The organism is Scytonema sp. PCC 10023, assembly GCF_963920835.1.
Lineage (GTDB): Bacteria > Cyanobacteriota > Cyanobacteriia > Cyanobacteriales > Nostocaceae > Kalymmatonema.
In genome coordinates this window covers 16,872-39,859 of record NZ_CAWUDP010000061.1, presented here as the reverse complement: position 1 = coordinate 39,859, position 22,988 = coordinate 16,872, and the positions used below count along the sequence as shown (strand labels likewise).

The 22,988-nt window shown below is 45.3% G+C and carries 18 protein-coding genes and 2 pseudogenes; 19 read left to right on the top strand and 1 reads right to left on the bottom strand.

From position 1 onward, the window contains the following. Nucleotides 1-51 precede the first annotated feature (51 nt). From ACM0OZ_RS30585 to ACM0OZ_RS30575, 3 genes are all read left to right on the top strand, one after another. Nucleotides 52-492 carry a hypothetical protein gene (locus ACM0OZ_RS30585; RefSeq protein WP_414586600.1) on the top strand — a complete coding sequence of 147 codons (441 nt, stop codon included), beginning with the start codon at nucleotides 52-54 and terminating at the stop codon, nucleotides 490-492. A gap of 230 nt (nucleotides 493-722) precedes the next feature. Next, nucleotides 723-1,853, top strand: coding sequence for an FAD-dependent oxidoreductase (locus tag ACM0OZ_RS30580; RefSeq protein ID WP_414586599.1), 1,131 nt, complete (start codon nucleotides 723-725; stop codon nucleotides 1,851-1,853). A gap of 264 nt (nucleotides 1,854-2,117) precedes the next feature. Then, on the top strand, nucleotides 2,118-3,767 hold the full coding sequence (locus ACM0OZ_RS30575) for a CARDB domain-containing protein (RefSeq protein ID WP_414586598.1): 1,650 nt from the start codon (nucleotides 2,118-2,120) through the stop codon (nucleotides 3,765-3,767). Here the strand turns inward: ACM0OZ_RS30575 and ACM0OZ_RS30570 are convergent. Beyond that, entirely contained in the window at nucleotides 3,744-3,956 is a 213-nt protein-coding gene (locus ACM0OZ_RS30570) for a hypothetical protein (RefSeq protein WP_414586597.1), read from the bottom strand. The two genes, ACM0OZ_RS30575 and ACM0OZ_RS30570, sit on opposite strands and share 24 nt — an antisense overlap. A 432-nt stretch (nucleotides 3,957-4,388) precedes the next feature. On the opposite strand from ACM0OZ_RS30570, the gene ACM0OZ_RS30565 reads away from it, so the two are divergent. The 16 genes and pseudogenes from ACM0OZ_RS30565 (at nucleotide 4,389) to ACM0OZ_RS30490 (ending at nucleotide 22,882) form a co-directional block, all read left to right on the top strand. Beyond that, nucleotides 4,389-4,832 (top strand): hypothetical protein, encoded by a 444-nt coding sequence (locus tag ACM0OZ_RS30565; protein ID WP_414586596.1) that lies wholly within the window; start codon nucleotides 4,389-4,391, stop codon nucleotides 4,830-4,832. Further along, nucleotides 4,829-6,043: pseudogene (locus ACM0OZ_RS30560) on the top strand (NRAMP family divalent metal transporter). Before ACM0OZ_RS30565 ends, ACM0OZ_RS30560 begins: the two are co-directional and overlap by 4 nt. A 1-nt stretch (nucleotide 6,044) precedes the next feature. Beyond that, nucleotides 6,045-6,404 carry a hypothetical protein gene (locus ACM0OZ_RS30555; RefSeq protein WP_414586595.1) on the top strand — a complete coding sequence of 120 codons (360 nt, stop codon included), beginning with the start codon at nucleotides 6,045-6,047 and terminating at the stop codon, nucleotides 6,402-6,404. Beyond that, nucleotides 6,404-6,754 (top strand): hypothetical protein, encoded by a 351-nt coding sequence (locus ACM0OZ_RS30550; RefSeq protein ID WP_414586594.1) that lies wholly within the window; start codon nucleotides 6,404-6,406, stop codon nucleotides 6,752-6,754. The genes ACM0OZ_RS30555 and ACM0OZ_RS30550 overlap by 1 nt, the downstream gene beginning before the upstream one ends. A gap of 176 nt (nucleotides 6,755-6,930) precedes the next feature. Then, nucleotides 6,931-7,692: an alpha/beta fold hydrolase gene (locus tag ACM0OZ_RS30545; protein WP_414586593.1), complete on the top strand. Its 762-nt coding sequence runs from the start codon at nucleotides 6,931-6,933 to the stop codon at nucleotides 7,690-7,692. 207 nt (nucleotides 7,693-7,899) lie between these two features. Continuing rightward, nucleotides 7,900-9,045: an N-methyl-L-tryptophan oxidase gene (gene solA, locus ACM0OZ_RS30540; protein ID WP_414586592.1), complete on the top strand. Its 1,146-nt coding sequence runs from the start codon at nucleotides 7,900-7,902 to the stop codon at nucleotides 9,043-9,045. 88 nt (nucleotides 9,046-9,133) lie between these two features. Continuing rightward, a complete protein-coding gene (locus tag ACM0OZ_RS30535) occupies nucleotides 9,134-10,618 on the top strand; it encodes an FAD-binding protein (RefSeq protein WP_414586591.1) in 1,485 nt (494 codons plus the stop codon). A 75-nt stretch (nucleotides 10,619-10,693) separates the two neighbouring features. Beyond that, nucleotides 10,694-11,518 carry an FAD binding domain-containing protein gene (locus ACM0OZ_RS30530; RefSeq protein WP_414586590.1) on the top strand — a complete coding sequence of 275 codons (825 nt, stop codon included), beginning with the start codon at nucleotides 10,694-10,696 and terminating at the stop codon, nucleotides 11,516-11,518. Next, nucleotides 11,503-14,277, top strand: a complete 2,775-nt coding sequence (locus ACM0OZ_RS30525) for a molybdopterin-dependent oxidoreductase (protein ID WP_414586589.1) — start codon at nucleotides 11,503-11,505, stop codon at nucleotides 14,275-14,277. The genes ACM0OZ_RS30530 and ACM0OZ_RS30525 overlap by 16 nt, the downstream gene beginning before the upstream one ends. A gap of 271 nt (nucleotides 14,278-14,548) precedes the next feature. Continuing rightward, nucleotides 14,549-15,616, top strand: coding sequence for an adenosine deaminase (gene add, locus ACM0OZ_RS30520; protein ID WP_414586588.1), 1,068 nt, complete (start codon nucleotides 14,549-14,551; stop codon nucleotides 15,614-15,616). A 26-nt stretch (nucleotides 15,617-15,642) separates the two neighbouring features. Then, on the top strand, nucleotides 15,643-15,774 hold the full coding sequence (locus tag ACM0OZ_RS30515; protein ID WP_414586587.1) for a hypothetical protein: 132 nt from the start codon (nucleotides 15,643-15,645) through the stop codon (nucleotides 15,772-15,774). A gap of 670 nt (nucleotides 15,775-16,444) precedes the next feature. After that, complete coding sequence (locus ACM0OZ_RS30510; protein WP_414586586.1) at nucleotides 16,445-18,502, top strand: primary-amine oxidase; 2,058 nt, start codon at nucleotides 16,445-16,447, stop codon at nucleotides 18,500-18,502. Between the two features lie 22 nt (nucleotides 18,503-18,524). Beyond that, complete coding sequence (gene solA / locus ACM0OZ_RS30505; protein WP_414586585.1) at nucleotides 18,525-19,697, top strand: N-methyl-L-tryptophan oxidase; 1,173 nt, start codon at nucleotides 18,525-18,527, stop codon at nucleotides 19,695-19,697. Nucleotides 19,698-19,789: 92 nt separating this feature from the next. Further along, nucleotides 19,790-21,471: pseudogene (locus ACM0OZ_RS30500) on the top strand (HAL/PAL/TAL family ammonia-lyase). 92 nt (nucleotides 21,472-21,563) lie between these two features. Further along, complete coding sequence (locus ACM0OZ_RS30495; protein ID WP_414586584.1) at nucleotides 21,564-22,445, top strand: aspartoacylase; 882 nt, start codon at nucleotides 21,564-21,566, stop codon at nucleotides 22,443-22,445. An 11-nt stretch (nucleotides 22,446-22,456) separates the two neighbouring features. Then, entirely contained in the window at nucleotides 22,457-22,882 is a 426-nt protein-coding gene (locus ACM0OZ_RS30490; RefSeq protein ID WP_414586617.1) for a flavin monoamine oxidase family protein, read from the top strand. Nucleotides 22,883-22,988 lie beyond the last annotated feature (106 nt).

Genomic DNA, 22,988 nt, shown 5'->3' with positions numbered 1-22,988 from the left:
GTTGCTATTGTTGGCGGTGGTGTTTCCGGAGTATACAGCGCTTGACGCCTGATGCAGTGTGACCTAAGTACATGCGAAGCCCTCAAAGCAGAGGCTAAAGATAGTCGAACAGGCAAACTGAAAATCGGCGTGTCCCTTGCAAAGCGATCGCCGAAGGTGGGCGTTTATTGTCGCTTGTGCCACCCGGTATGCCCAAAGAGCTTGCACAGTGTGAGGTTTCGGAATGTGCTCAATGTGATCAGCAACGAAGCCTACGAATTCATGCGCTATGCGGGTGGTTTTGACACAATGTTGAGTAACTGGAATGCCGCCGATGCCTTACCCTGGTATCTCGCCTATTTCGGACCAGAGGTCAATTACATGGGGTTGGTAGATGGATATGAAGCTATACCACTTAAGTGTGACGAATTTGTGAAGGCGATCGCACAAAATCTTCGCTGCAATTCACGCCCTCGTTCACGCGTAACCTATTTACTCACAAACTATGAGTAACTAAAAGCACCCGAACTGAGGGCAGAAACTCTACCTAGTGATAGAAGTAAGTAATTTAGAATTTTTAATACTCTAACCATAGCAAACAATTTCTAATTTTTTATTTTTTACCTCCACGCTATTTTTTGACCTAATTTGTAAAACTTAACTAATTATCATATCAGATTTACTACTAAAGTTTTTCAAAGCATGATTGAAGTTTTGGCAAGACAATAAATTTAGGAAAAAAAATGACAATTGAGAGTCATCAAAAATATAAAGGCAGAGTACTTGTTATTGGTGCGGGTGTAAGTGGTCTCGTGACATCGCTTTGTTTGCAAAGAAATGGATTTAAGGTAACACTGGTAGCGTCTAATTTTGCTCCAGAAATAACTTCAGTTGTCGCAGCAGCTTTGTGGCAATGGCCGCCTCCAGCGCTAGGTAAAGATGATCATGACCAAACCTTGCTCACACGCTCCAAAAAATGGTGCATGGCTTCCTACGATTATTTTGCTAATCTTGCCTCCTCGCCAGAAACAGGTGTTTTTATGCGACCTGTAGTAGTTTATTTTAAGCATCTGGTCAAGGATAATCCTAGTGATCGGTCGAGAATGAACGAACTGCAAGATAAAGTGCATCATTTTGTGCATACTCCTGCTTTGATAACAGAAAATCAAATCAATACTGAGATAGGTTTACTAGACGCTTATTCACATCTTGCGCCCATGATTGATATGGATGTTTACATGGGCTGGTTGCTTAAAGAAGTTCAGCAAGCTGATGGTCAGGTGTTAACTAGGAAAATATCTGGCAATTTAAAAGATGAAGAAGAAAAGCTCAAAAAAGACTTTGGTGTTGACGTGATTGTCAACTGTGCAGGTCTGGGAGCTATAGAACTTACTAATGAAGATATGTATCCTCTTAGAGGAGCATGGATTCGTGTTTATAACGATGGGAAAACGATACCTCGAATCACCAAGGCTCATTGGTTATCCCACGATGAATCCTCCGACAAGGACATGATTTACATAGTGCCAAAAGGAGATAACATACTCCTTCTTGGAGGTTTGGTAGAACCAGATAAATGGGATTTGAATATTGGCTTAGAAAATTACGATCCAGTAAGGGATATGCTGAGGCGATGTGTTGAGTTTATGCCAGCGCTAAAAGATGCCCAAATTGATTTTAATGAGCCTGTTCGTGTAGGTTTGCGTCCTTTTAGAAGGCAGAATGTCCGTTTGGAAAGAGAACAAGACACAAGCATCATTCATAACTATGGACATGGCGGTGCGGGTGTAACTTTATCATGGGGGTGCGCAATGGATGTCGTAGAAATAGCGAAAGAACTCGTACAACAAAGGCTGAAATGCTCCATTGTTTAAAAGGTGTTGTCATGGGCGATCGCCTTTACCCCTATGCCTCCTTATGGTATATTCAATTACTATACATTTACCAGACGACGATTAGGGGTTGTCATAGACCAAAGCATTTTTTGCCTAGTAGTTAGAAAAATTTTTCCGACATAATTTTTCCGACATAAATAATTTTAGTTATGTCTCTAAAAATCAGATGCTTGTAAAAAGCTATTAAATTTTCTGCTTTTTGTGGGAACATCAGCACATCATTTGTAAAGGAATAAAGCCTCTATGACTACAGCGGGATCGTTTGCGGATTTGGTCATACAGTTTGGTGACATTAGGGGAATCACAAGCCTTCCTAATGACCAAGGATTCGTGGAGATTACGATCGCAAATCAAGGTGAAGAGCGTGTCGAGGGTCGTTTCGGTGTCAACCTGTATGCATCAACAAACTCAGTTCTTGAACTACCTCTGAACTCTGGTACCCAACAGGGTAGAGATGAACTGTTAGGCTTTATTCAACCAGATATAAGCTTGGGGTCAGGTGAGTCGGAAACCATTACTCTAAATTTTGCCGATTCCAGGCTGCGTGTTCCCTCTATAGTAGCGCCCGGTTCTTACCATCTGATTGCACAAGTTGACCCTGCTAACACCGTTGTTGAAAGCAATGAAGAAAACAATTTAGCTAGCACGCAAGTTTCTACAGAAGGTAGCGATGTCATCATCACTTGGAATGCAGTAGCTTTGAACCTCGCCGGCGACACTGAGCGGCTGTTTCCGCCAGTTTTAGCACGCAATTTAGCTATTATGCACGGGGCAGTGTACGACGCTGTGAACGCGATTGATCGAAGCTATATGCCTTATCTGGTAGAAGTAGAGCCAAAAGAAGCAAAAGGGGCATCGCCAGAGGCTGCTGCTGCTGCTGCCGCACATCGTGTACTACTCAATTTGTACCCACAGCAAGCTGTCGAGTTGAACCAGCAGCTAACTAAGTCACTGGCGGCAATTCCTGATGGTTTGACTGAGGATAAAGGCGTTGTTCTAGGACAATTTGTTGCCGATCGCATCCTTGCTGCTCGTAGCGAAGATGGTTCGTCTAATTCCCAGCAGGACTACATACCAGGCGATCAACCAGGTGAGTGGCGACCAACTTTTCCTAACTACCTGCCTGCAAGATTTGTAAATTGGGGCGAAGTCACTCCCTTTGTCATCCCCTCAGTTTTGGACTATCGGACGGATGGTCCTCCTGATTTGACTAGTGAGTTATATGCACAGAACCTTAATGAGGTCAAGTCTTTGGGCAGCCTCAATAGCTTAACGCGCACACCAGAACAAACAGAAATTGCTAAGTTCTGGTCTTTTGACCACACATACTCCTTCAGTATTCAGGGTTTCTGGAACAAGATTGGGGAAGAAATAGCCCTGAAAGAGGGGAATACGTTGGTCGAAAACGCTCGGTTTTTTGCGTTGCTAAACTTAGCACAGGCTGACGCAGGCATTACTGTGATCGATTCCAAGTACTTCCATAATTTCTGGCGACCGATTACTGCCATTAGGGAAGCTGACACTGATGGCAATCTAGACACAGTTGCCGATCCGGACTGGGTATCACTGATCAACCTTTCATCTACTCCCGAGTATATAGGAGGGCACTCGATTGTTGCCGGGGCTGCCGTCGCAGTTTTAGAAGACTTTTTTGGTGAAGATTACAGCTTTAGTACGACTTCGCCAGAACTACCTGGTGTTGTTCGCTCATATGATAGTTTCTCCGAAGCCGGTTTAGAAGCTTCTTTAAGCCGCATCTACGCTGGGCTTCACTATCGATTCACCCATGAAGTATCTTTTGGACTGGGAGAAATGCTAGGCGAAGATGTAGTCCAAAATGCCTTGTTGCCAACGGACAGCTTGAACGCGTTAAATGCAACCAGCATCATTTAACGAATCTTTTTTGAACAAAATCCCCACGAATTCGGCGATCGCTTCGCTGCTGCCTAAGCGCAAAGCGCACGCACTCGCGTTAGTCCCTGAGTCCTTACGGACACGCTTCGCGAACGGCAGATCGCTACTTTTCTCCCAGATGCAATATTCTACTATCATTTCATGCTGGCGGTAGCGCAGATTTGACACTCTCCGTCCTTATAGGGCGGAGAGTGTCAACTACTTTTTCAACGCACTAGCGCGATAAAAGCGGAAAAACAAGTTGATCGTAATTAGCGAAGCCGAAAGGACAATTGATAGTAAGCTGGGTCGATGAATTAGGAACCTATCCATCTGTTTCGGGAATCTCCCGACTTCAGGCGGGAGAGGATGTCAAAGCATTGCAATTTATGATGCTTCCCCCGACTTCGCCGAAGTTGTCGGGGATCTTTTTGTTCGTAACTCCTACACGGATTGCTATGTTTAGTCAGAAACTATGAGTGACTAAAAGCACGCGAACTCAGGGCAGAAACTCTACCTAGTGATAGAAATAAATAATTTACAATTTTTAATATTCTAACGATAGCAAACAAATTCTAATTTTTTATTTCTTAACTCGACGCTATTTTATGAGATAATCAAATGGGCAATCCTGCCAGATTTTTGTTGAACAAGATAGGTGGCGCTTTATTGTTGCTGACACTATTGACCGCGTGTAGTAGCAAATCCTCCACTTCAGAACTTACAAAAGAGTTACAAACAGTGACCTCATGGGCAGCAACTGCCGAGATGACTGGCGATGGCTGGATACGCGGCAATGTCCCGACGGTCTACGCAAAACAAACACTCTCTACAACGCTTGAAAAACTTCATAAAGAAACAGAAAAGATAGCACAGTCATTATCTGACCCCACGCAACGTCGCACGATACTGGATCATCTACAGCGTCTCGAATCCACAGTGGGTCAGATGTCAAGGGCGGTGGAACAAAAAGACCGCACTGCGACTGCTCAAAAGCTAAGACAGCTATCAACCCAAAAGCAAACAATTAGCACGTTTGCCACGGTAGCAGGTGAGCAGCCATGAATAAAATTCTGCAAATTACGCTTGGCATCGTCACGAGTATCGGTGGCTTTCTGGGCGCAGGCGCGATCGCTACAGCAGCAGAAGCTGGATCTGTGTTTGGCTTCCAACTGATCTGGGCAATCCTCTTAGGCGCGATTTGCGTAATCTTTCTGGTAGAAATGTCAGGGCGGATGGCAGCCGTAAGCAAACATACGTTAGCCTCGGCGATCCGCGAGCGTTTTGGGTTCAACTATTTTGTCATTCCACTATGCGGCGAAATTGTGGTCGATTTTCTGGGACTGGCGGTTGAAATCGGTGGCGTTTCTATCGCACTACAACTGCTAACGGGGATTAGCTTTCAATGGTTTGCTCTGCCCGTTGCTATGGTGATTTGGTTGGTACTTTGGAAAGGCAACTTGGGCATCATCTCTAATGGCGTTTCCCTGCTTGGACTGATCACGCTGACCTTTGTTTTCGCAACTTTCAAGCTTCATCCTGAACTAACACAAATCGGTTCTGGCTTGTTGCCGACTCTGCCACACTCTAACACCGCACATTATTTATACATTGCGGTTAGTATCCTCGGCGCATCGATAGGACCTCACCTGTTTTATTTCTACTGATCGACTGTAGTAGAAGACCAATGGGATGAAAAGAATATCGGTGCTAATCGCGCTATTGCCTCTTTAGGCATGGGCTTCGGTAACATAGTATCGCTGGGTGTGCTGATTGTAGCAGCGATGGTACTTCACCCCAAGGGTATCCAAGTTGATAACTACTTGCAAGCAGCGCTGATGCTGACCCAACCCTTCGGTTACTGGGGCTTCGTGCTGTTCGCAGCGTCGCTGGGTATCGGCTGCTTTGGGGCTGCACTGGAGGCAAGCCTTAGCTTCACCTATATTGTGGCTCAAGCTTTGGGGTGGAATTGGGGCGAAAATCTCAAACCGAAGGAAGCGGCACGGTTTAGTTTCGTCTACACGGTGTTCGTCTTTCTGGCATCATTGCTGATGGTCGTTGGCATCGACCCCTTAAAACTGACGCTGTTCACAATGGCGATTACAGTACTCATCTTACCGCCGGCGATCGTACCTTTGCTAGTCTTGATGAATGATAACCACTACGTTGGCAAGTATCGTAATGGTTGGATTAGTAATAGCGTAATCATCTTTGCGATCGCCCTCTCGTTTGTCTTGGCAATTATTGCCATCCCTTTGGAAATTCTTGGAGGTTGAGATGGACGTGATCCGAGATGTTTTGGATAACCAGTTGGTTGACCGCAATAATTGCAAAATGGGCAGAGTCGATGGGATTGTGATGGAGTTACCCGAAGGGCAACCACCACGACTGGCTTACATCGAAGTGGGTATGCCAACCCTCGCCCGAAGGCTGCATCCACGCTTAGAACGTTGGGTAGCAGCACTTGCAAGCAAGTGGGGTACCAAGCACAGTGAGTCATTTCGGATTCCTTTTTCAAAAGTGCGCGACGTTGGCATTGATGTAAATGTTGACCTCGATGCCGAAGCAACGCCAGTGTTAGCTAACGAAAAATGGCTACGGGAACACATTATCGAACGGATTCCAGGGGGAAAGTAATGGCTTCGGGTGAAATTCATCTTGAATTATTGCTTAGCAAAGCGGTGCTGGATCGAGAAGGCAAAGAGGTCGGACGTATTGAAGAGGTACGTGCCCAAAAGCAAGGGAATGAATGGATCGTCCAGGAGTATCTGATTGGCTCTGCTGCCATCTTAGAACGGCTATCAGCTTGGACAATTGGACTCAAAATTTTGCACCTCTTGGGAGCGCGTCAAGGTATAGGCGGGTACAGAGTGCCTTGGGACAAGCTGGATTTGACTGACCCCCAAAAACCACGGCTGCGTTGTCTCAAGCACGAATTGAAGACATTTTCCCCTGAACAGCAAGAAGTGACAATAAATGGAAAATAAAACAATGGCAATTGTACTGTTGGCAACTATCTATTACTTCTTCAAAGAATGAAATGCCCTATTTATAAAAACCTCACTGAACGAAAAATGTATTTGACAAAAGTTTATGTAGGCGTGTAGCCACAATTGTTAATTACCCTTATACTGCCATGTTTTACACTAGCTTTGAACATAATATGTTCTGCAGATGGATCAACTCTGACAATTCTGTAGGAACTATCTTATATATTCATGGTTTGGGTGAATCTAGTCTCTGCTTTGAATCACTGATTCAAAATGAGCATCTTTGCCAATGGTCTCACATTGCATTAGACCTTGAAGGTTATGGAAAAAGTCTTTGGTCTGTGACGCCAAAATCTCTCGAAGAACACGCTGATAGTTTGGCAAGGTGGCTGCAATTTCAAAGTATCAACCAGGTAATAATACTAGGTCATTCGATGGGAGGAGTGATTGGTTTGATATTGTCTGAGAAATACCCTGAACTTGTGCAAGGTTTCATTAACGTTGAAGGTAATATTTCTATCGAAGACTGTACCTTTAGTAGTCAAGCTGCGTCCTATTCTTTAGAAGATTTCCAGAAATATGGGTTCAACACTATCCGCAACTCTATATACTCTGATGGATTGGAAGACTTTGCACTGCGTAGTTATTATGCCAGCCTCTGCTTGTGTCAGCAACAGACATACTATTTAAACAGCAAAGAATTAGTTGAACTTTCTAGAGGCGCTCAGTTAGCTAAAAGGCTCGGTACCCTGGAAATTCCTTTGATATATTTGCTGGGAAATCCACGCGGTACGGCAGAACTTTCTCGTTCTATGCTGACTGCATCAGATGTTGAATGGCGAGCAATTGAAGATGCAGGTCACTGGCCTTTCATAGACCAACCAAAAACGTTTGTTAATGAAATGTTGTGTTTTTTGAGTCAACTTCACTCGTGACAATTTGCGTTGTCACAAGGTTTACAACAACTTCAGTGACCTAAATATATATAATTTGTAAAAAATACATAAATGTAGAGACGCGTAAACCGGAGGTTTTCCCGCAGGGATACTGCAAGCGCGTCTCTACCCTAAGCGGGAATTTTACGAATGATGAGCGGATTGCTGTAGATATATAAATTTAGCAACAGGATATGGTCAAAAATAGTGACACAAAACTTTGATGCAATTGTTCTAGGTGCTGGTGTTATGGGAAGTGCAACCGCCTACTACCTAGCTAAAGCCGGAGTGCGAGTGCTGCTGTTGGAACAGTTTGAGTTGAACCACCAAAAAGGAAGTTCCTATGGTTATTCACGAGTCATCCGCTATACGCACGACCACCCAATTTACATCAATATGGCACGCGCCGCTTATCAGCTATGGTTTGCGTTGGAAGACGAGACGGGAGAAAAGCTTTACGTCAAAACAGGAGGGCTGGATATCAGCTTCCCACAGCAGCCAACATTCCAGAAAAGGCTAAAGTGTGCTTCGGAGGCGGGGTTGGAATATGAATATCTCACAGACTCTGAGGTTTGCAAACGATTTCCCCAATTCCACCCAGATGAAGGAATGCACGCCCTGTACCACCCAGACACAGGGTATCTTCGGGCTTCTCGCTGCGTTCTAGCTTTCACTCGAAGAGCGCAAACGCTTGGTACAACACTCATTGACCAAACTCCAGTAACGAGCATCAGCAAGAGCGAGAATGGAGTTACGGTCTTTACTACCACAGAAAGTTACACAGCTGACCTACTAGTGCTGACTGCGGGCAGTTGGACCAACGAACTCTTAGCACAACTGGGATTGAATTTACCGCTGTGTGTGATGCCTATGCAGTTGGGCTTTTTTCAGGCAACCCCAAAGTCGGAGTTCTTGGCAGAGCGCTTTCCGGTGTTTTACTTCCATATCAAGGACAACTATGGAGACACGCCCTACGGCATTGCTGATGATGGCGGCATCGGTGTGAAAGTTTCAACCTGCTACGGGTGGGAAACGGTCAGTAGTCCCACTCAGGTTGATTATACTCCCAGTCAGTTGTGGATTGAAGACATTCGCCAATTCATACGTCGGTACGTTCCTAGTGCTAATGGACAGTTAATGTCTACCCGCCGCTGCCTCTACACTATGACTCCAGACAAACATTTTATCATCGACTCCCACCCGGACTACCCACATATAGTAATTGCGGCAGGCTTTTGTGGGCGTGGCTTCAACTTCTCGACGCTAGTTGGCAAAATACTAGCGGATCTGGCTCTATTCGGAAAAACAGAGCATGATACGAGTTTGTTTAAACTATCTAGGTTCCAACAATAACTGATACTGTTGGCGAAGTCAAAAAATGCCATCACTTGGGTGGATCGATGAGAGCTTTAAATGTCTTTTTAAAACAGAGGAAGTAGAGATGAGTTTTCCTGAGCCTAATATTATAGTTGATGTCATTGTTGTTGGCTACGGTGCAGCAGGAGCAACTGCGGCATTGACCGCCCATGAACACGGCGCTCAGACTTTAATCCTGGAGAAAATGCCGCGCGGGGGTGGGAATTCTTATGTGTCATCAGCAAACATGGTTTTTCCTAAAAATACTGCGGACGCTGACAAATTCGCCGATTACTTAAATGAAGTTAACTTTGGCACAACAGAGCGTGAACTTGTTGATACCTTTGTTCAAGGGCTGCTAGAAAACCCGGCTTGGCTAGAGTCGTTGGGAGGAGAGTTGGAAATCTACGATGGCTTCAAACAAGATCCTTCACTTTCTTACTACATTCCCAACCTCACTTTTCCTGGGCTACCAAGTGCTCAAGGTTTGGAAGTTGTAGCCCTCCATCTCAAGCAAACAGAGACTTGTCCTGAACCGACGGGGGGTCATCGTCTTTGGAAACTTTTAGATCGACACGTAAAATCGCGTCGTATCAAAGTCATGGTTTCCACTCCCACCAAAGAGCTAGTGAAGAACTCTCGCGGTGAGATTATCGGGGTGATTGCTGAGACAGAAGGGCAAGAAATCTTCATTTGCGCGAAGAAAGGTGTCATTATGACCTGCGGTGGTTTCGAGAATAATCAAAAAATGAAATCGGAGAATTTGGACCCGAAGAAGGATATTGGCTTGCTTGGAAGTCCGGGAAATACGGGTGATGGTATCAAAATGGTACAAAAAGTTGGTGCCCAACTTTGGCATATGAACGCCCAAGCAACTGTACTGGGGTTCAAGCCTGCGGAATTTGAAACTGGTTTTGCTATTACGCTCCGCAAACCGGGTTTCATTTATGTGGATCGGTACGGGAACCGTTTTCTCGATGAGACACGACTCGAAGCTCATGAAGCGGGTGTCGCAACTAGTGAATTTGATACGCGAACCTACACCTACTCTCGCCTACCTTGTTATGTGATTATGGACGAGGAAAATGCACGCGGCAAATCGCTTTGTTTAAGTATTTTCTCGAATAATGTAGTTGCTTTAGACTATAAGTGGAGTGAGGACAACTCCAAGGAAATTGAAAAAGGTTGGATCTTGAAAGCGGATAATCTGAACGAACTGAGTAAATTGCTACAGCTTGATGAGACAGCTTTGCAATTGTCTATTGGTAAATATAATCACTTCTGCTGCTCTGGCGTAGACTCTGATTTTGGGCGTAAGCCAGAGACTTTGAAACCGATCAAACCCCCATATTACGCAATGCAACTGATGCCACTGCTATACAATACACAAGGTGGTCCGCGACGTGACAAACAGGCGCGGGTTCTAGATCCAGATGGCAATCCCATACCAAGGCTGTATGCTGCGGGGGAGTTTGGTTCGATTTGGGGGTTTCGATATCAAACATCGACGAACGTTTCCGAATGTCTCGTTTACGGGCGGATCGCGGGTAAAAATGCTGCTAAAAGTTAAGTAAAAACCTCAATATAGAATCAAAGGAGCGATCGCTAGTTTTTCTAACCCAAGAAGTTAGTTTTTTAGATTTTTATGGATTTGCCTAACATCGAAACGTACATTAGTCCAACAGATTTACTCTCAGTCGAAAACTGGCAGCAGGGATGGGCACCTCTTGCTGGCGGCACCTGGATCTTCTCCCACCAGGAACCTGATTTAAAAGTGCTAATAGATTTGGAGAAATTAGGCTGGTCAGAAATTGAAATCATGCCATCTGGTTTAGCGATCGGTGCAACTTGCCCTATGGCAAAATTGCGCCAATGGGACTGTCCTCTCAATTGGACATCTGTGAAAGCACTTCACCGCGCCATTGACGAGTTGGCATCATTTAAAGTCACCAATAAAGCGACTGTGGGGGGCAACCTTTGTTTAGCCTTAGCTGCAAGTACTTTTGCACCCGTTATGGTTGCGTTGGGGGCAAGCTACGAAATCGTGAGTTCAGGTTCTCCACCTCGCTTTGTTCCAGCCAGAGATTTCCAAATTGGGGTGCAGCAAACAATCCTGCAACCCGGAGAACTTTTGCGAAGAATCTTGATTCCTGTATCTAACTTAGAATGGCAAATTAGCTATCAGCGGATTTGCGTTGCCACTGCCGGTTATGCAGTGTCAATAGTGGTAGCAGCTTATAATCGAAAAACAGCCCAAGTACGGTTTGGACTCGGTGCTAGTGTTCCCGCACCACGAATCGTGGAGTTTGCAGCACCTCCCACTCCAAAAGAACTCTGCGAAGCACTCTTCGAGCAGCTTCCGGTTGATTGTTTTCTAGAAGATGAAAGGGCAAGTGCGGCTTATCGCCAACACGTCACGAAAGTTTTAATGCAGCGAACACTCTCAGAAGTTTTATGCCAGAATCGATAACTTTTCAACTCAACGGCAAGACCTATAGCGAAACCTGTTCCCCAGGAACAAGCTTACTCAGTTTGTTACGCAATCTAGGCAGGGTTGGTGTGCATCGTGTTTGCGAAACTGGCGATTGTGGCAGTTGCACTGTTTGGGTAGATGGCGCGCCGATTCATAGCTGTATTTACCCAGCCATGCAAATTGAAGGTCACTCTGTCACCACGATTGAAGGACTTGTGGTGGATGGTGAAATGGCACCGATGCAGCAAGCTTTTTTAGATTGCCAAGGGTTCCAGTGTGGGTTCTGCACCCCTGGCATGATTATGAGTGCCGAGAAAATTGTAGAACTTTCGGATGCAACGTCTCTACAAGAGACAGAAGCAGAAATTCGCAGAGCTTTAGAAGGAAATTTATGTCGCTGCACTGGTTACCAGGCAATCATCGATAGCATTCTCATGCGGACTGGTAAGGGCAGCTGTCGGACGCCAGAACGCTTGCAGTTGACGACTACCTCCGGACCAGTTGGGCAGAGTATTCCCAAGCAGGACGGTGTAAAAATCGTCACAGGTCAACCAGCCTACACAGCAGACTGGACGCCTGAAGGGTTGTTGCATTTGAAGGTACTGCGATCGCCTCATCCCCACGCCCGCATCCGCTGTATCCACACAGAAAAAGCAAAAGCCTTAAGTGGGGTGCATGCAGTTTTTACCCATGAGGATGTACCGCGAATACCCTACAGCACTGCTGGTAGAGGAGAGCCAGTGCCAGACCCCTTGGACCACTATTTGCTGGACAACAAAGTGCGCTTTATTGGCGATCGCGTTGCAGCTGTCGTTGCCGAATCTTCAAGCATTGCTGAACTCGCGTGTCAGTTGATTGAAGTGGATTACGAAATCCTACCCCATGTCACCGATCCAATTGCAGCAATGAACGATAGCGCTGTTGTGATTCATGATGAACAAGAGTCGTCCCAAATTTATGATGCCCAGCACAATATTGCAGCTAAAGTTGTTCTAGAGAATGGCAACGTAGAACAGGGATTTGCACAAGCTGATTTGATTGTCGAAAACACTTATCATCTTCCAGCTGTTCAGCACGTTCACTTGGAGCCTCACGTTAGTGTCAGTTGGCTTGAAGTTGACGGAACACTGGTAATACGCTCCAGCACCCAAGTCCCATTTCACTGTCAAAGGCAGCTTAGTCAAATTTTCCAGTTGCCAAAGGAAAAAATTCGGATTTACAAACCACAGATTGGTGGAGGATTTGGCAACAAACAAGAGTATCTTACAGAAGACCTTTGCGCCTTAGCAACGCTACGTACCGGAAAGCCAGTGCAATGGGAATTCACAAGGGAAGAGGAATTCACCGCAACTAATAGCCGCCATGCGATGACAATTCACTTGAAAACTGGGGTGAAAGCAGATGGTACGCTGGTGGCTCAGGATATGGAAGTCATAGCAAACACGGGAGCTTATGGCAATCATGGTCCAACTGTTATTTATAACACAGGTCGCTTTCCTCTTGGTTTGTACCGTTGTCCCCATCAACGATTTCTGGGGCTAGCTGTTTACACTAATATCATGCCTGGTGGGGGTTTTCGTGGATATGGTGTAACTCAAGGCTCCTTTGCCGTTGAATCCCATATGGATGAAATTGCTGAAAAACTAGGTATAGATCCGATTGAAATCCATCAGAAAAATATCATTCGTCCAGACGATGAAATCAAACTAGGAAGTGAAAAAGAAGATCACATCAACGTAATTGGCAGCTACGCAGTGCAAGAATGCTTTGATGCTGTCACGCAGGCGCTGGGTTATGCTCCTGGAATGCCAAGAGTTATAGATGGACATCTGCGACGCTCTGTTGGGTTTGCAGTTGCAATGCAGGGCAGTGGTTTAACCAAAATACATCATGCTGGGGCTAAACTATCACTAAAAGCCAACGGAAAGTATGAACTGAGAACTGGATCAGTTGACGTTGGCACTGGTTCAGATACTTCCCTGCGGCAAATTGCTGCCCAGGTTCTTGGTGCAGAGGTTGCTGATATTGAATTCCTCGCTGCTGATACGCACCGCACACCATTTGATGCCGGAGCTTATGCTTCTTCCACCACTAGCATATCAGGTCAAGCTGTCAATAAAGTCGCGCAAAAATTGCGATCGCGTCTGGTAGAATTTGCGGCAAAACTCTTGCATGCTCAACCAGAAGAAATTACCCTTGCTGGGTTAACTGTCAAGGCAAAACAGCAAGAAATTTCTCTACAAGAACTTGTGGCATTGGCTCAAAAAGAACAGGAATCTCTAGAAGTAGAGATAGATTATACAGCAGATGTGTCTTCTTTGAGCTTTACAGTTGCGGGGGTCGAAGTCGAAGTTGATACTGAGACTGGACGGATTACAGTTGTGCGTTGCGTCCAAGCCTTTGATATAGGTACTGCAATTAATCCCAGAATTTGCCACGGTCAAGCGACTGGTGCAATTGTCATGGGATTAGGATATGCTCTGTGGGAAGAACTCCGCAAGGACAACTACGGGCGGATTCTTAACCCAGCACTGCGTACCTACCGGATTCCCACCGCACAGGATGTACCACCAATGGAAATCATTTTGGTAGAAAAAGCAGATCCCAATGGTCCGTTTGGTGCTAAGGGGATAGGAGAAATTGGGATTAATTGTATTGCACCTGCGATCGCCAATGCCGTTTTTCATGCAACGGGTGTCAGGCTGACTCAACTTCCTATGACACCAGAAAGAGTTTGGAGAGCTTTAAATGCTTGAGTTCTTAATAACATTCCACGCCCGCAAGTAGATGCCATTTTGAATGTCTTGCAGGAGTATTTAATAATCTAGTACAACGCGGCGTAAATAGGGCAACCCTTCGGGTTCACCAGTCGCCTAGGTCGGGAAACCCTCCTGCAGCGCTGGTTCACCATTTAAAATCCCTAAAAACCTCATTCCATAATACTTTTGACTTGTTACCTTCACTTTTGACTTCCGCCTTGCGGTACTAGCTCCTAAACCGAAGTATTTGTAATCAATAGAGGTTTTCATGCTTACAAAAGAGCTCAAAGCGTTTATCCAACGCATCCCTAAAGCTGAATTGCACTGTCATTTAGAAGGTTCAATTCAACCAGCAACTTTATTAAAGTTAGCTGCACGCCACTCTATTAAGTTACCTTTTGAAGACGAAGAAAGCGCTAAAAAGTTTTACGAATTTGAAAACCTCAACCAGTTTATTGATATCTTATCGCTCACCTCTTCAACTTTACAAACAGCAGAAGACTTTAAGACCATTACCGTTGAATTTGGTGCCGACGCAGCGCGACAAAATATTGCCTACCGCGAAGTGTTTTTCAGTTATGATGCTCATCGAAACCGTGGAATTGAGTGGGAAACAGTGATTTCGGGTATTGCTGCTGGTCGCATTGAGAGCAAAGAACGATACGGTGTAGAAATGTGGTTTATTGCAGACATGGACAGGACAACCGATCCAGAAGCGAGCCTGAGTATGGTGGAACTAGCTCACAAAAGCCGAGAACAAGCCGGAATCATTGGTGTTGGGATGGACAGTAAGGAAGCTCTTAACCCTGCTTCCCGTCACAAGGTAGCATTCGATCGGGCAAAAGAATTAGGCTTTAGGCTTGTTGCTCACGCAGGTGAAGACGCAGGTCCAGAGAGTGTTTGGGATGCACTCGATATGGGTGTTGAACGCATCGACCACGGTGTGCGCTCTATAGAAGATGATAAACTGTTACAGCGCTTAGTGGAAATCCAAATTCCCCTGACGGTCTGCCCAGTTAGTAACATTCAGTTAAAAATCTTCCCAAATATGGCAGCTCACCCAATCAAGCGACTGATGGATGCTGGCGTTTTTGTCACCGTCAACTCGGACGATCCGCCGATGTTTCATGCAGACGTTGTTGAAAACTATTTGCAGGTAGCTGACACATTTAACTTAACAGCCGATGATATCGAGAAGCTGGCACAAAATAGCTTTATCGCGGCTTTTATGGACTCGGCGGCGCGCTCCAATTATTTACAGCAGTTTACAGACAAAGTATCCCAACTGCGAGCAGAGCTATTCAACCAAGGCTGCACTAATACGCCTACTGCTTAAAATGCTTCTCCTGGTAAGAGATAAGAATGACAAATTTTACTGTTGGCGAATATCTGCTGCTTCGTCTCAAAGAGATTGGCGTTAAGCATATCTTTGGTGTCGCTGGTATCAACTTTTGGTCAGATGACCACTCACATAATCTCTATCTGGAGAAGTAATCAATATTCCGTACAACATCTGCTTTTTAGTAGATAAAGCGATGCAAGTAGTAATACGATATTATTACTGTGCCAATTAAACAGTAAATATCATGTAAAAAAAAGAATTTCTCTATCTAAATACAATTAACGAGAAAAGGGAAAAAATAACTTGACTGTAAGAGCGCTTCACCTTATGCTGCGATCGCAACTTTTAAGTGACAGCCGCACTCATCTGATAGAATGGCAAGCCTTTTCGGCTCGCTCTCACCTTTAGCAAGAGTAAGCGTGAAATGACTTAGGAATGCGGAAAAATGGCTACTAGTATATCAGTCAACAAACATATGCTAAGCGATCGCATTGACTAGAATTGGGACTATATATTTTCTCTGTACCCACTTCACCTTAATTGCGTTGCTTTTGTTACTGACGACATCAATTTATGGAAACTGTCGTTATGCTAACTTTTTGCTGGCTACCGCTTGGAGTAGTGATGTAGGCAGCGATCACCGCTATCTTACCCAGTATAAGCCTGTATCGCTTGGGACAACAACTGGAAAGTTTGGATCAATACACGAGCGCTACACCTCAGCTACATTCGATTTACCGCTATGCCATGTTGTGTGAGCGAGACTTTTTTCAGGCGGTATGCATAAAATGACTTGATTTACACCTGATTGTCAAGGAAAAAATGGAAACTTCAGAAGGGTTGCTATTAAATAATAATAGTTCTCAGACTTGGGCTTATGGTCTTGACGGTACAAGCCAATTGACAACAGACGGACTCATTCTTTCATCAAACAACTCGATGGGAGGACTTGTGTATGGCAACTATAGTCCAACCCAGTTGTTCACCAATCCGCTAGATCCCCTGACAGCAGAAGAAATTACCACCGCCGTAGGTATTGTTAAACAGACTCAGAACCTCAGCGACTCAGCGCTTTTTCCTAGCGTCAACCTGTTTGAACCTGACAAAGCCTCTGTCCTAGCATACACCCCAGGCAGCCCCATTGACCGTGAAGCCAAAATCGTCGTTCTGGAAAGAGAACAAAATAAAGTTTTCGAGGGTATCGTAGACCTTAACGCCCAACAACTGACTTCTTGGCAAGAAATTCCTGGTGTCCAACCAAATCTTACTGAACCCGAAGAGCGGGAAATCGTTTCCTCTGTTGTCAAAGCTGACCCCAGATGGCAAGAAGCCATGAGAGAACGCGGCATCAGCAACTTTGATGATATAGTTGTTACTGGCTCGGCTCCCGGCAATCTTACAGCCGAAGAACGTGCTAGTGGAGTGCGTCTAATTCGAGGACTCTCCTACCTGCAAACCGGGGACAATAACTACTACGCGCATCCGATAGAAGGTGTCCTCGCCACAGTCAATCTTAACACTAAAGAAGTCATCAATTTCATCGATACGGGCGTTGTTCCCATCTCAAAAGACAACGCCGGACTAGATGAGGTGTCCATTGGCAATCTACGCAACCCTCTGCGCCCCCTAGAAATTAATCAACCTGAGGGAGCTAGCTTCCAAATTCAGGGCAACCAAATCACCTGGGACAACTGGAATTTCCACTACAGAATGGACCCACGCACTGGATTGGTGCTAGATCAAGTCAGCTACAACGACAACGGTACAGTCCGCCCCATCTTGTACCGCGCCTCCCTCTCCGAAATGGTAGTGCCTTATGCCGATCCAAGCCCTACCTGGAACTTCAGAAGTTCCTTTGACGTTGGTGATTACCAACTAGGACGATTCTCCAACACCTTGCAATTAGGTCAACAAGTTCCTAGTAATGCCGTGCTGCTGGATAGCGTCTTTGCGGATGACTTTGGGAAAGCCTATGTGTCAGAAGATACGTTAGGCGTGTATGAGCGAGATAGTGGCATACTCTGGCAGCATTACAATTCCCAAACCAAAAGCACTGAAGTACGCAGAGGTAGAGAACTCGTTCTGACTCAAGTCGCCACGATTGGCAATTATGATTATGCCTTTGATTGGATCTTTAAACAGGACGGCAGCATTGAAGTTGAGGTGGATCTGACGGGTATTCTTTGGCTGAAGGGGACAAATGCCACAAACGCTTCTGAACTAGATGAAAGCGATGAATATAAATATAGTCCTATAGTCGCACCGAACGTGTTAGGACCCAATCACCAACATTTCTTCAACTACCGTCTTGATTTTGATGTGGACGGCTTAGAGAACTCTGTAGAGGAGTCGAATGTTCAGGGACTGCCAATAAGTGAGACTAATCCACTTGGCAATGCCTTTGTTGAGACAGAAACATTGTTAACGGGGGAACAGAATGCAACGCGGAACCTGAACATCCAAACCAGTCGGCATTGGGCGGTGATTAATGCAACTAAGGAAAATGCTTTGGGTGGAGAAATCGGTTACACTTTAGAACCGGAAAATAACACAGTGCCTTATGCCGCACCGGAATCGTATATACGTCAACGGGCGGGTTTCGTGAACAACCATGTTTGGGTAACACAATACAAGCCTACTGAGTTATATGCGGCTGGGGACTATCCGAATCAAGGACAGCCAGGGCAAGGTTTACCCACTTATGTAAGTGACGATCAATCCTTGGTTGGGGAAGATGTGGTGTTGTGGTACACGGTAGGGTTAACTCATATCACTCGTCCTGAAGATTACCCAGTCATGCCTGTAGAAACGGTTGGCTTTAAGATATTGCCCACAGGTTTCTTTACTCGCAATCCGGCTTTGAATGTTCCAAAAGCATAGTTGGTTTGTAGGAAGAAGCTTGATGACACAACACTTCGATGCGATCGTTATCGGTGCAGGTACTATGGGTAGTGCTGCTGCCTACTACCTAACCCTTGCCAAACAACGAGTTTTGTTGCTAGAGCAGTTTGAAGTGGATCATCAACTCGGTAGTTCTTATGGTGTTGCGCGAATCATCCGCTATGTCTACGACAATCCAATTTACATCAATTTGATGCGGGCTGCTTATCCGCTGTGGTTTGCCCTAGAGGAAAAAGCTTCTGAGAAACTCTACGTTAAGACTGGGGGTATTGATTTTGGTCTACCAACTGAGCCAAACTTTCAGCAACTGTTGAATAGTATAAACTCTGCTGGGCTTGACTACCAGAAAATGACTGCAACTGAAGCAAGCCTTCACTTTTCCCAAATCCGGTTTGATGAAGAGATGGAAGTGGTGTATCAGGAAGATACTGGATTTTTGGCAGCATCAAAGTGTGTATTGGCTCATACTCGTCTGGCTCAGGCGCAGGGCGCAACGCTGATAGACTCGACACCTGTTACCAAGATTCTGATTAACAACAACAGTGTGGAAGTGCAGACAGCGAGTGAAACTTATGCCGCTGCTCGAATTGTAATTACTGCAGGTAGTTGGACCTCAACTTTGTTAGCACCACTTGGCATAGAACTGCCTTTGAGGATAATGCCCACTCAGGTGGGGTTTTTCGCGCCAGACAATAGCGCAGATTATGAGCCAGGGCGCTTCCCAGTGTTCTTAGCCCATATAAATCGTGATTACGGCGAAGAACCTTACGGTATTCCCACACATCAAGGTTCTGGAGTAAAAATTTCTACTTTTTATGGTTGGGAAACTGTCAGCCATCCCAGTGAAGTAGATTATACCCCCGATCCACAATGGGTTGAACGGATGCGGCATTTTTTGCGTCAGTACCTTCCTGGTGCCAATGGTTCACTATTATCAACTCGTAGATGCCTATATACCATGACCCCAGATAAGCACTTTATTATCGATCGCCATCCTGAGCATCCAAACATGGTCTTTGCTGCGGGTTTTTCTGGACACGGCTTCAAGTTCTCTACATTGGTGGGCAAGATTTTATCTGAGTTATTGCTTCTTGGTGAAACTAAACATGATATTAGTCTGTTTAAAGTATCACGTTTTCAAAAATTGACTACGCAGAAGGCAGCGGTGTCATAAGCAGACGTTGCGGGTTATTAAACAGGACAAGATCAGCTTGCTCCCAAACTGCAACCATAGACAGAAGTTATCAAAATTTAAGGTTTGTAAAAATGAATACAGCATTTCCAAGGAAAAACACAATGTCATTTGGCAGTTCAGACAAAACCGTAGTTTTGGGCAACCGCAACCTGACAATAGACGAAGTAGTCAGTGTAACACGTCATGGTGCCAAAGTATGCATAAGCGATAATCCTGAGGTGTTGCAGGGTATCCAAGCATCCTGTGACTACATTCAGAATGCTGTGGAATCGGGAACGCCAATTTACGGCGTAACAAGTGGCTTTGGCGGTATGGCAGATGTCGCGATTTCCGGTGAAGATGCCGCTGTGCTGCAAAACAACCTAATGTGGTATCACAAGGTAGGGGCAGGAAAAAGATTACCGCAGAGGGATGTCCGCGCTGCCATGCTCTTGCGTGCTAACTCCCACTTGCATGGTGCATCTGGCATTCGCCTTGAACTCATCAAGCGTATGGAGACGTTCTTAAATGCTGGTGTCACACCCCACGTATATGAGTTTGGCTCAATCGGTGCTAGTGGCGATTTGACACCTTTAGCCTACATCACTGGGGCGTTGAGTGGTGTGGATCGTTGCTTTACCGTTGACTTCCAAGGCGAAGAAACCGATGCACCAACAGCCTTTCTAAGCTGGGTTTAGACAAGCTGCAACTACTTCCGAAAGAAGGGTTGGCAATGGTAAATGGCACCTCAGTCATGACAGGCATCGCTGCGAACTGCGTGTACGACACCAAAATTCTCTTAGCACTCTCGGTGGGGGCACACGCCCTAGCTATCCAAGGTTTGAATGGCACCAATCAATCATTCCACCCATTTATTCATCAGCTCAAACCACATCCAGGGCAAAAATGGGTTGCCGCCTCTATGCTCAACCTGCTGGCTGGGTCACGTTTAATCCGCGACGAATTAGACGGTTCTCACGACTACCGCAACGATCAACCGATTCAAGACAGTTATTCGCAGCGCTGCTTACCCCAGTATATCGCACCGATTGTCGATGGCATTGAGGAGATTAAAAGACAAATTGAGGTGGAAATTAACTCTGCCACTGATAACCCGCTCATCGATGTCGAAAACGGCGCAAGTTATCACGGCGGTAATTTCTTGGGTGAGTACGTTGGTATAGCAATGGATCGGCTGCGTTACTACATTGGGTTATTGGCTAAACACCTGGATGTACAAATAGCCTCGCTCGTAGCGCCGGAATTTAACAACGGACTTTCACCCTCTCTAGTTGGGAACACTGAGCGTAATGTCAACATGGGGCTGAAGGGTCTGCAAATAACGGGCAACTCCATCATGCCGTTATTAACCTTCTATGGTAATTCCATAGCTGACAGATTTCCTACCCACGCTGAACAATTTAACCAAAATATCAACAGCCAAGGTTTTGCTTCTGCAAATTTAGCGCGTGTGAGCGTAGAAATCTTTCAACAATATATGGCAATAGCCCTGATGTTTGGGGTGCAAGCGGTTGATTTACGTACCTACAAAGTTGCCAAGCATTATGATGCCCGCGCCACCCTTTCACCCGCAACTCAAGATTTGTATATGGCAGTACGCGATGTCGTTGGACAACCACCTAACTCCGAGCGTCCCTACATTTGGAACGACCACGAGCAAGCTCTAGACGAACACATTGCTAAGGTAGCAGCTGATATCGCAAATTGTGGGCAGGTTGTCGCCGCAGTCAAGGCGCTTTACGCAAAGGAGTGAGCAATGGTAGTGGTGAGCGGTTGCAACCATTCACCGCTAATAAAATCCGTGACAATTTTGATCAAACATACTGATTGGGAAGGGGTGTAGTTGTGAAGATACGTCGAGTCGCAATTGTGGGGGGAACTCATGGCAATGAGTTTACGGGAGTTTATTTAGTTAAAAAGTTTGCCCAGTTTCCTGACCTGATTACCAGAGCGAGTTTTGAGACCGTGACTCTGCTGGCAAACCCCAAAGCTTTCAACGCAGTCTTGCGGTATATTGATAAAGACTTGAATCGCTGTTTTCTTCAAAAGGATTTGCTTGACTCTACTAAAAACAGCTACGAAGAAATGCTCGCCAAATCCATCTATAAAATTTTAGGTTTAAAAGGGGATAAACAGGCGGATTTAATTTTCGATTTGCATACCACCACCGCTAATATGGGTTTGACACTCATTCTGTCAAATAATCATCCTTTTAACCTGAAACTGGCTGCTTATTTAAGCCACATTAACCCGTTGGTTCGGGTTTATCGCACCTCTATTGATTCGGCTCAGTCAAACCCATATTTGAATTCTCTGTGTGAATTGGGATTTGCCATTGAGGCTGGTCCAATTGCTCATGGCGTTCTTAGTGCAACGGTTTTCCAGAAAATGGAAGAACTTATTTGTACTATTTTGGACTATCTGGAAAATCTTAATTCCGGCAATATTCAGTCAAATAATCAAACACTTACTTTGTATAAATACCTTTTGGATGTAGACTACCCAAGAAATGAGGATGGTACAGTCAGAGCTATGGTTCATCCAGAGCTTCAAGACAGAGATTATCAAGCCTTGGACCCAGGAGAGCCAATGTTTTTGTCCTTTGATGGTACAACAATTGCTTACGAGGGGGAATCAACTGTCTATCCTATTTTTATCAATTCAGCAGCTTACTCTCAAGAGAGAATTGCAATGTATTTGACTCAGAAGCAGCGAATTAATGTCTAAATGAAACAAAGCTGCCCATTGCTACAACCTACTATCCCAATGACAACGCCTCTGCATTAGACCCTGAAGTCTCAGCTAGTCCTGGCGTGATGTTAGCTTCCTACACTTGGGGAAGTCAGGCACGCCATTTAGGGAACCTGCCCCCAAAAAAGCGTCACGCGGTTGTTCAGCAAGCTTTGGGCTTGATTCATCCTCAAATCAATCAGGAAGGGGTGCTGCGGCGGATGGAAAGTTGGTATTGGGACAAACACCCTTGGAGCCTAGCGGGTTTCACTTTCATGAAGCCCTATCAGCAACTGGGATTGTATAAGGATGTGGTTGCACCTGAAGGTCGCATCTATTTTGCAAGGGAACATACTTCAACCCAATCCGCTTGGATAGAGGGTGCAGTGGAATCATCTTTGCGGGCAGTTAAGGAAATGTTGGTGGCAGGATAAATGATTGACCTTGTGTGGAGACGAAAACAGATTGCTTCGTCACAATTAACAATCGCAATTAAATAAATTTAATTACACCTCGTGGATTGCGAATTTTTTGGTCATT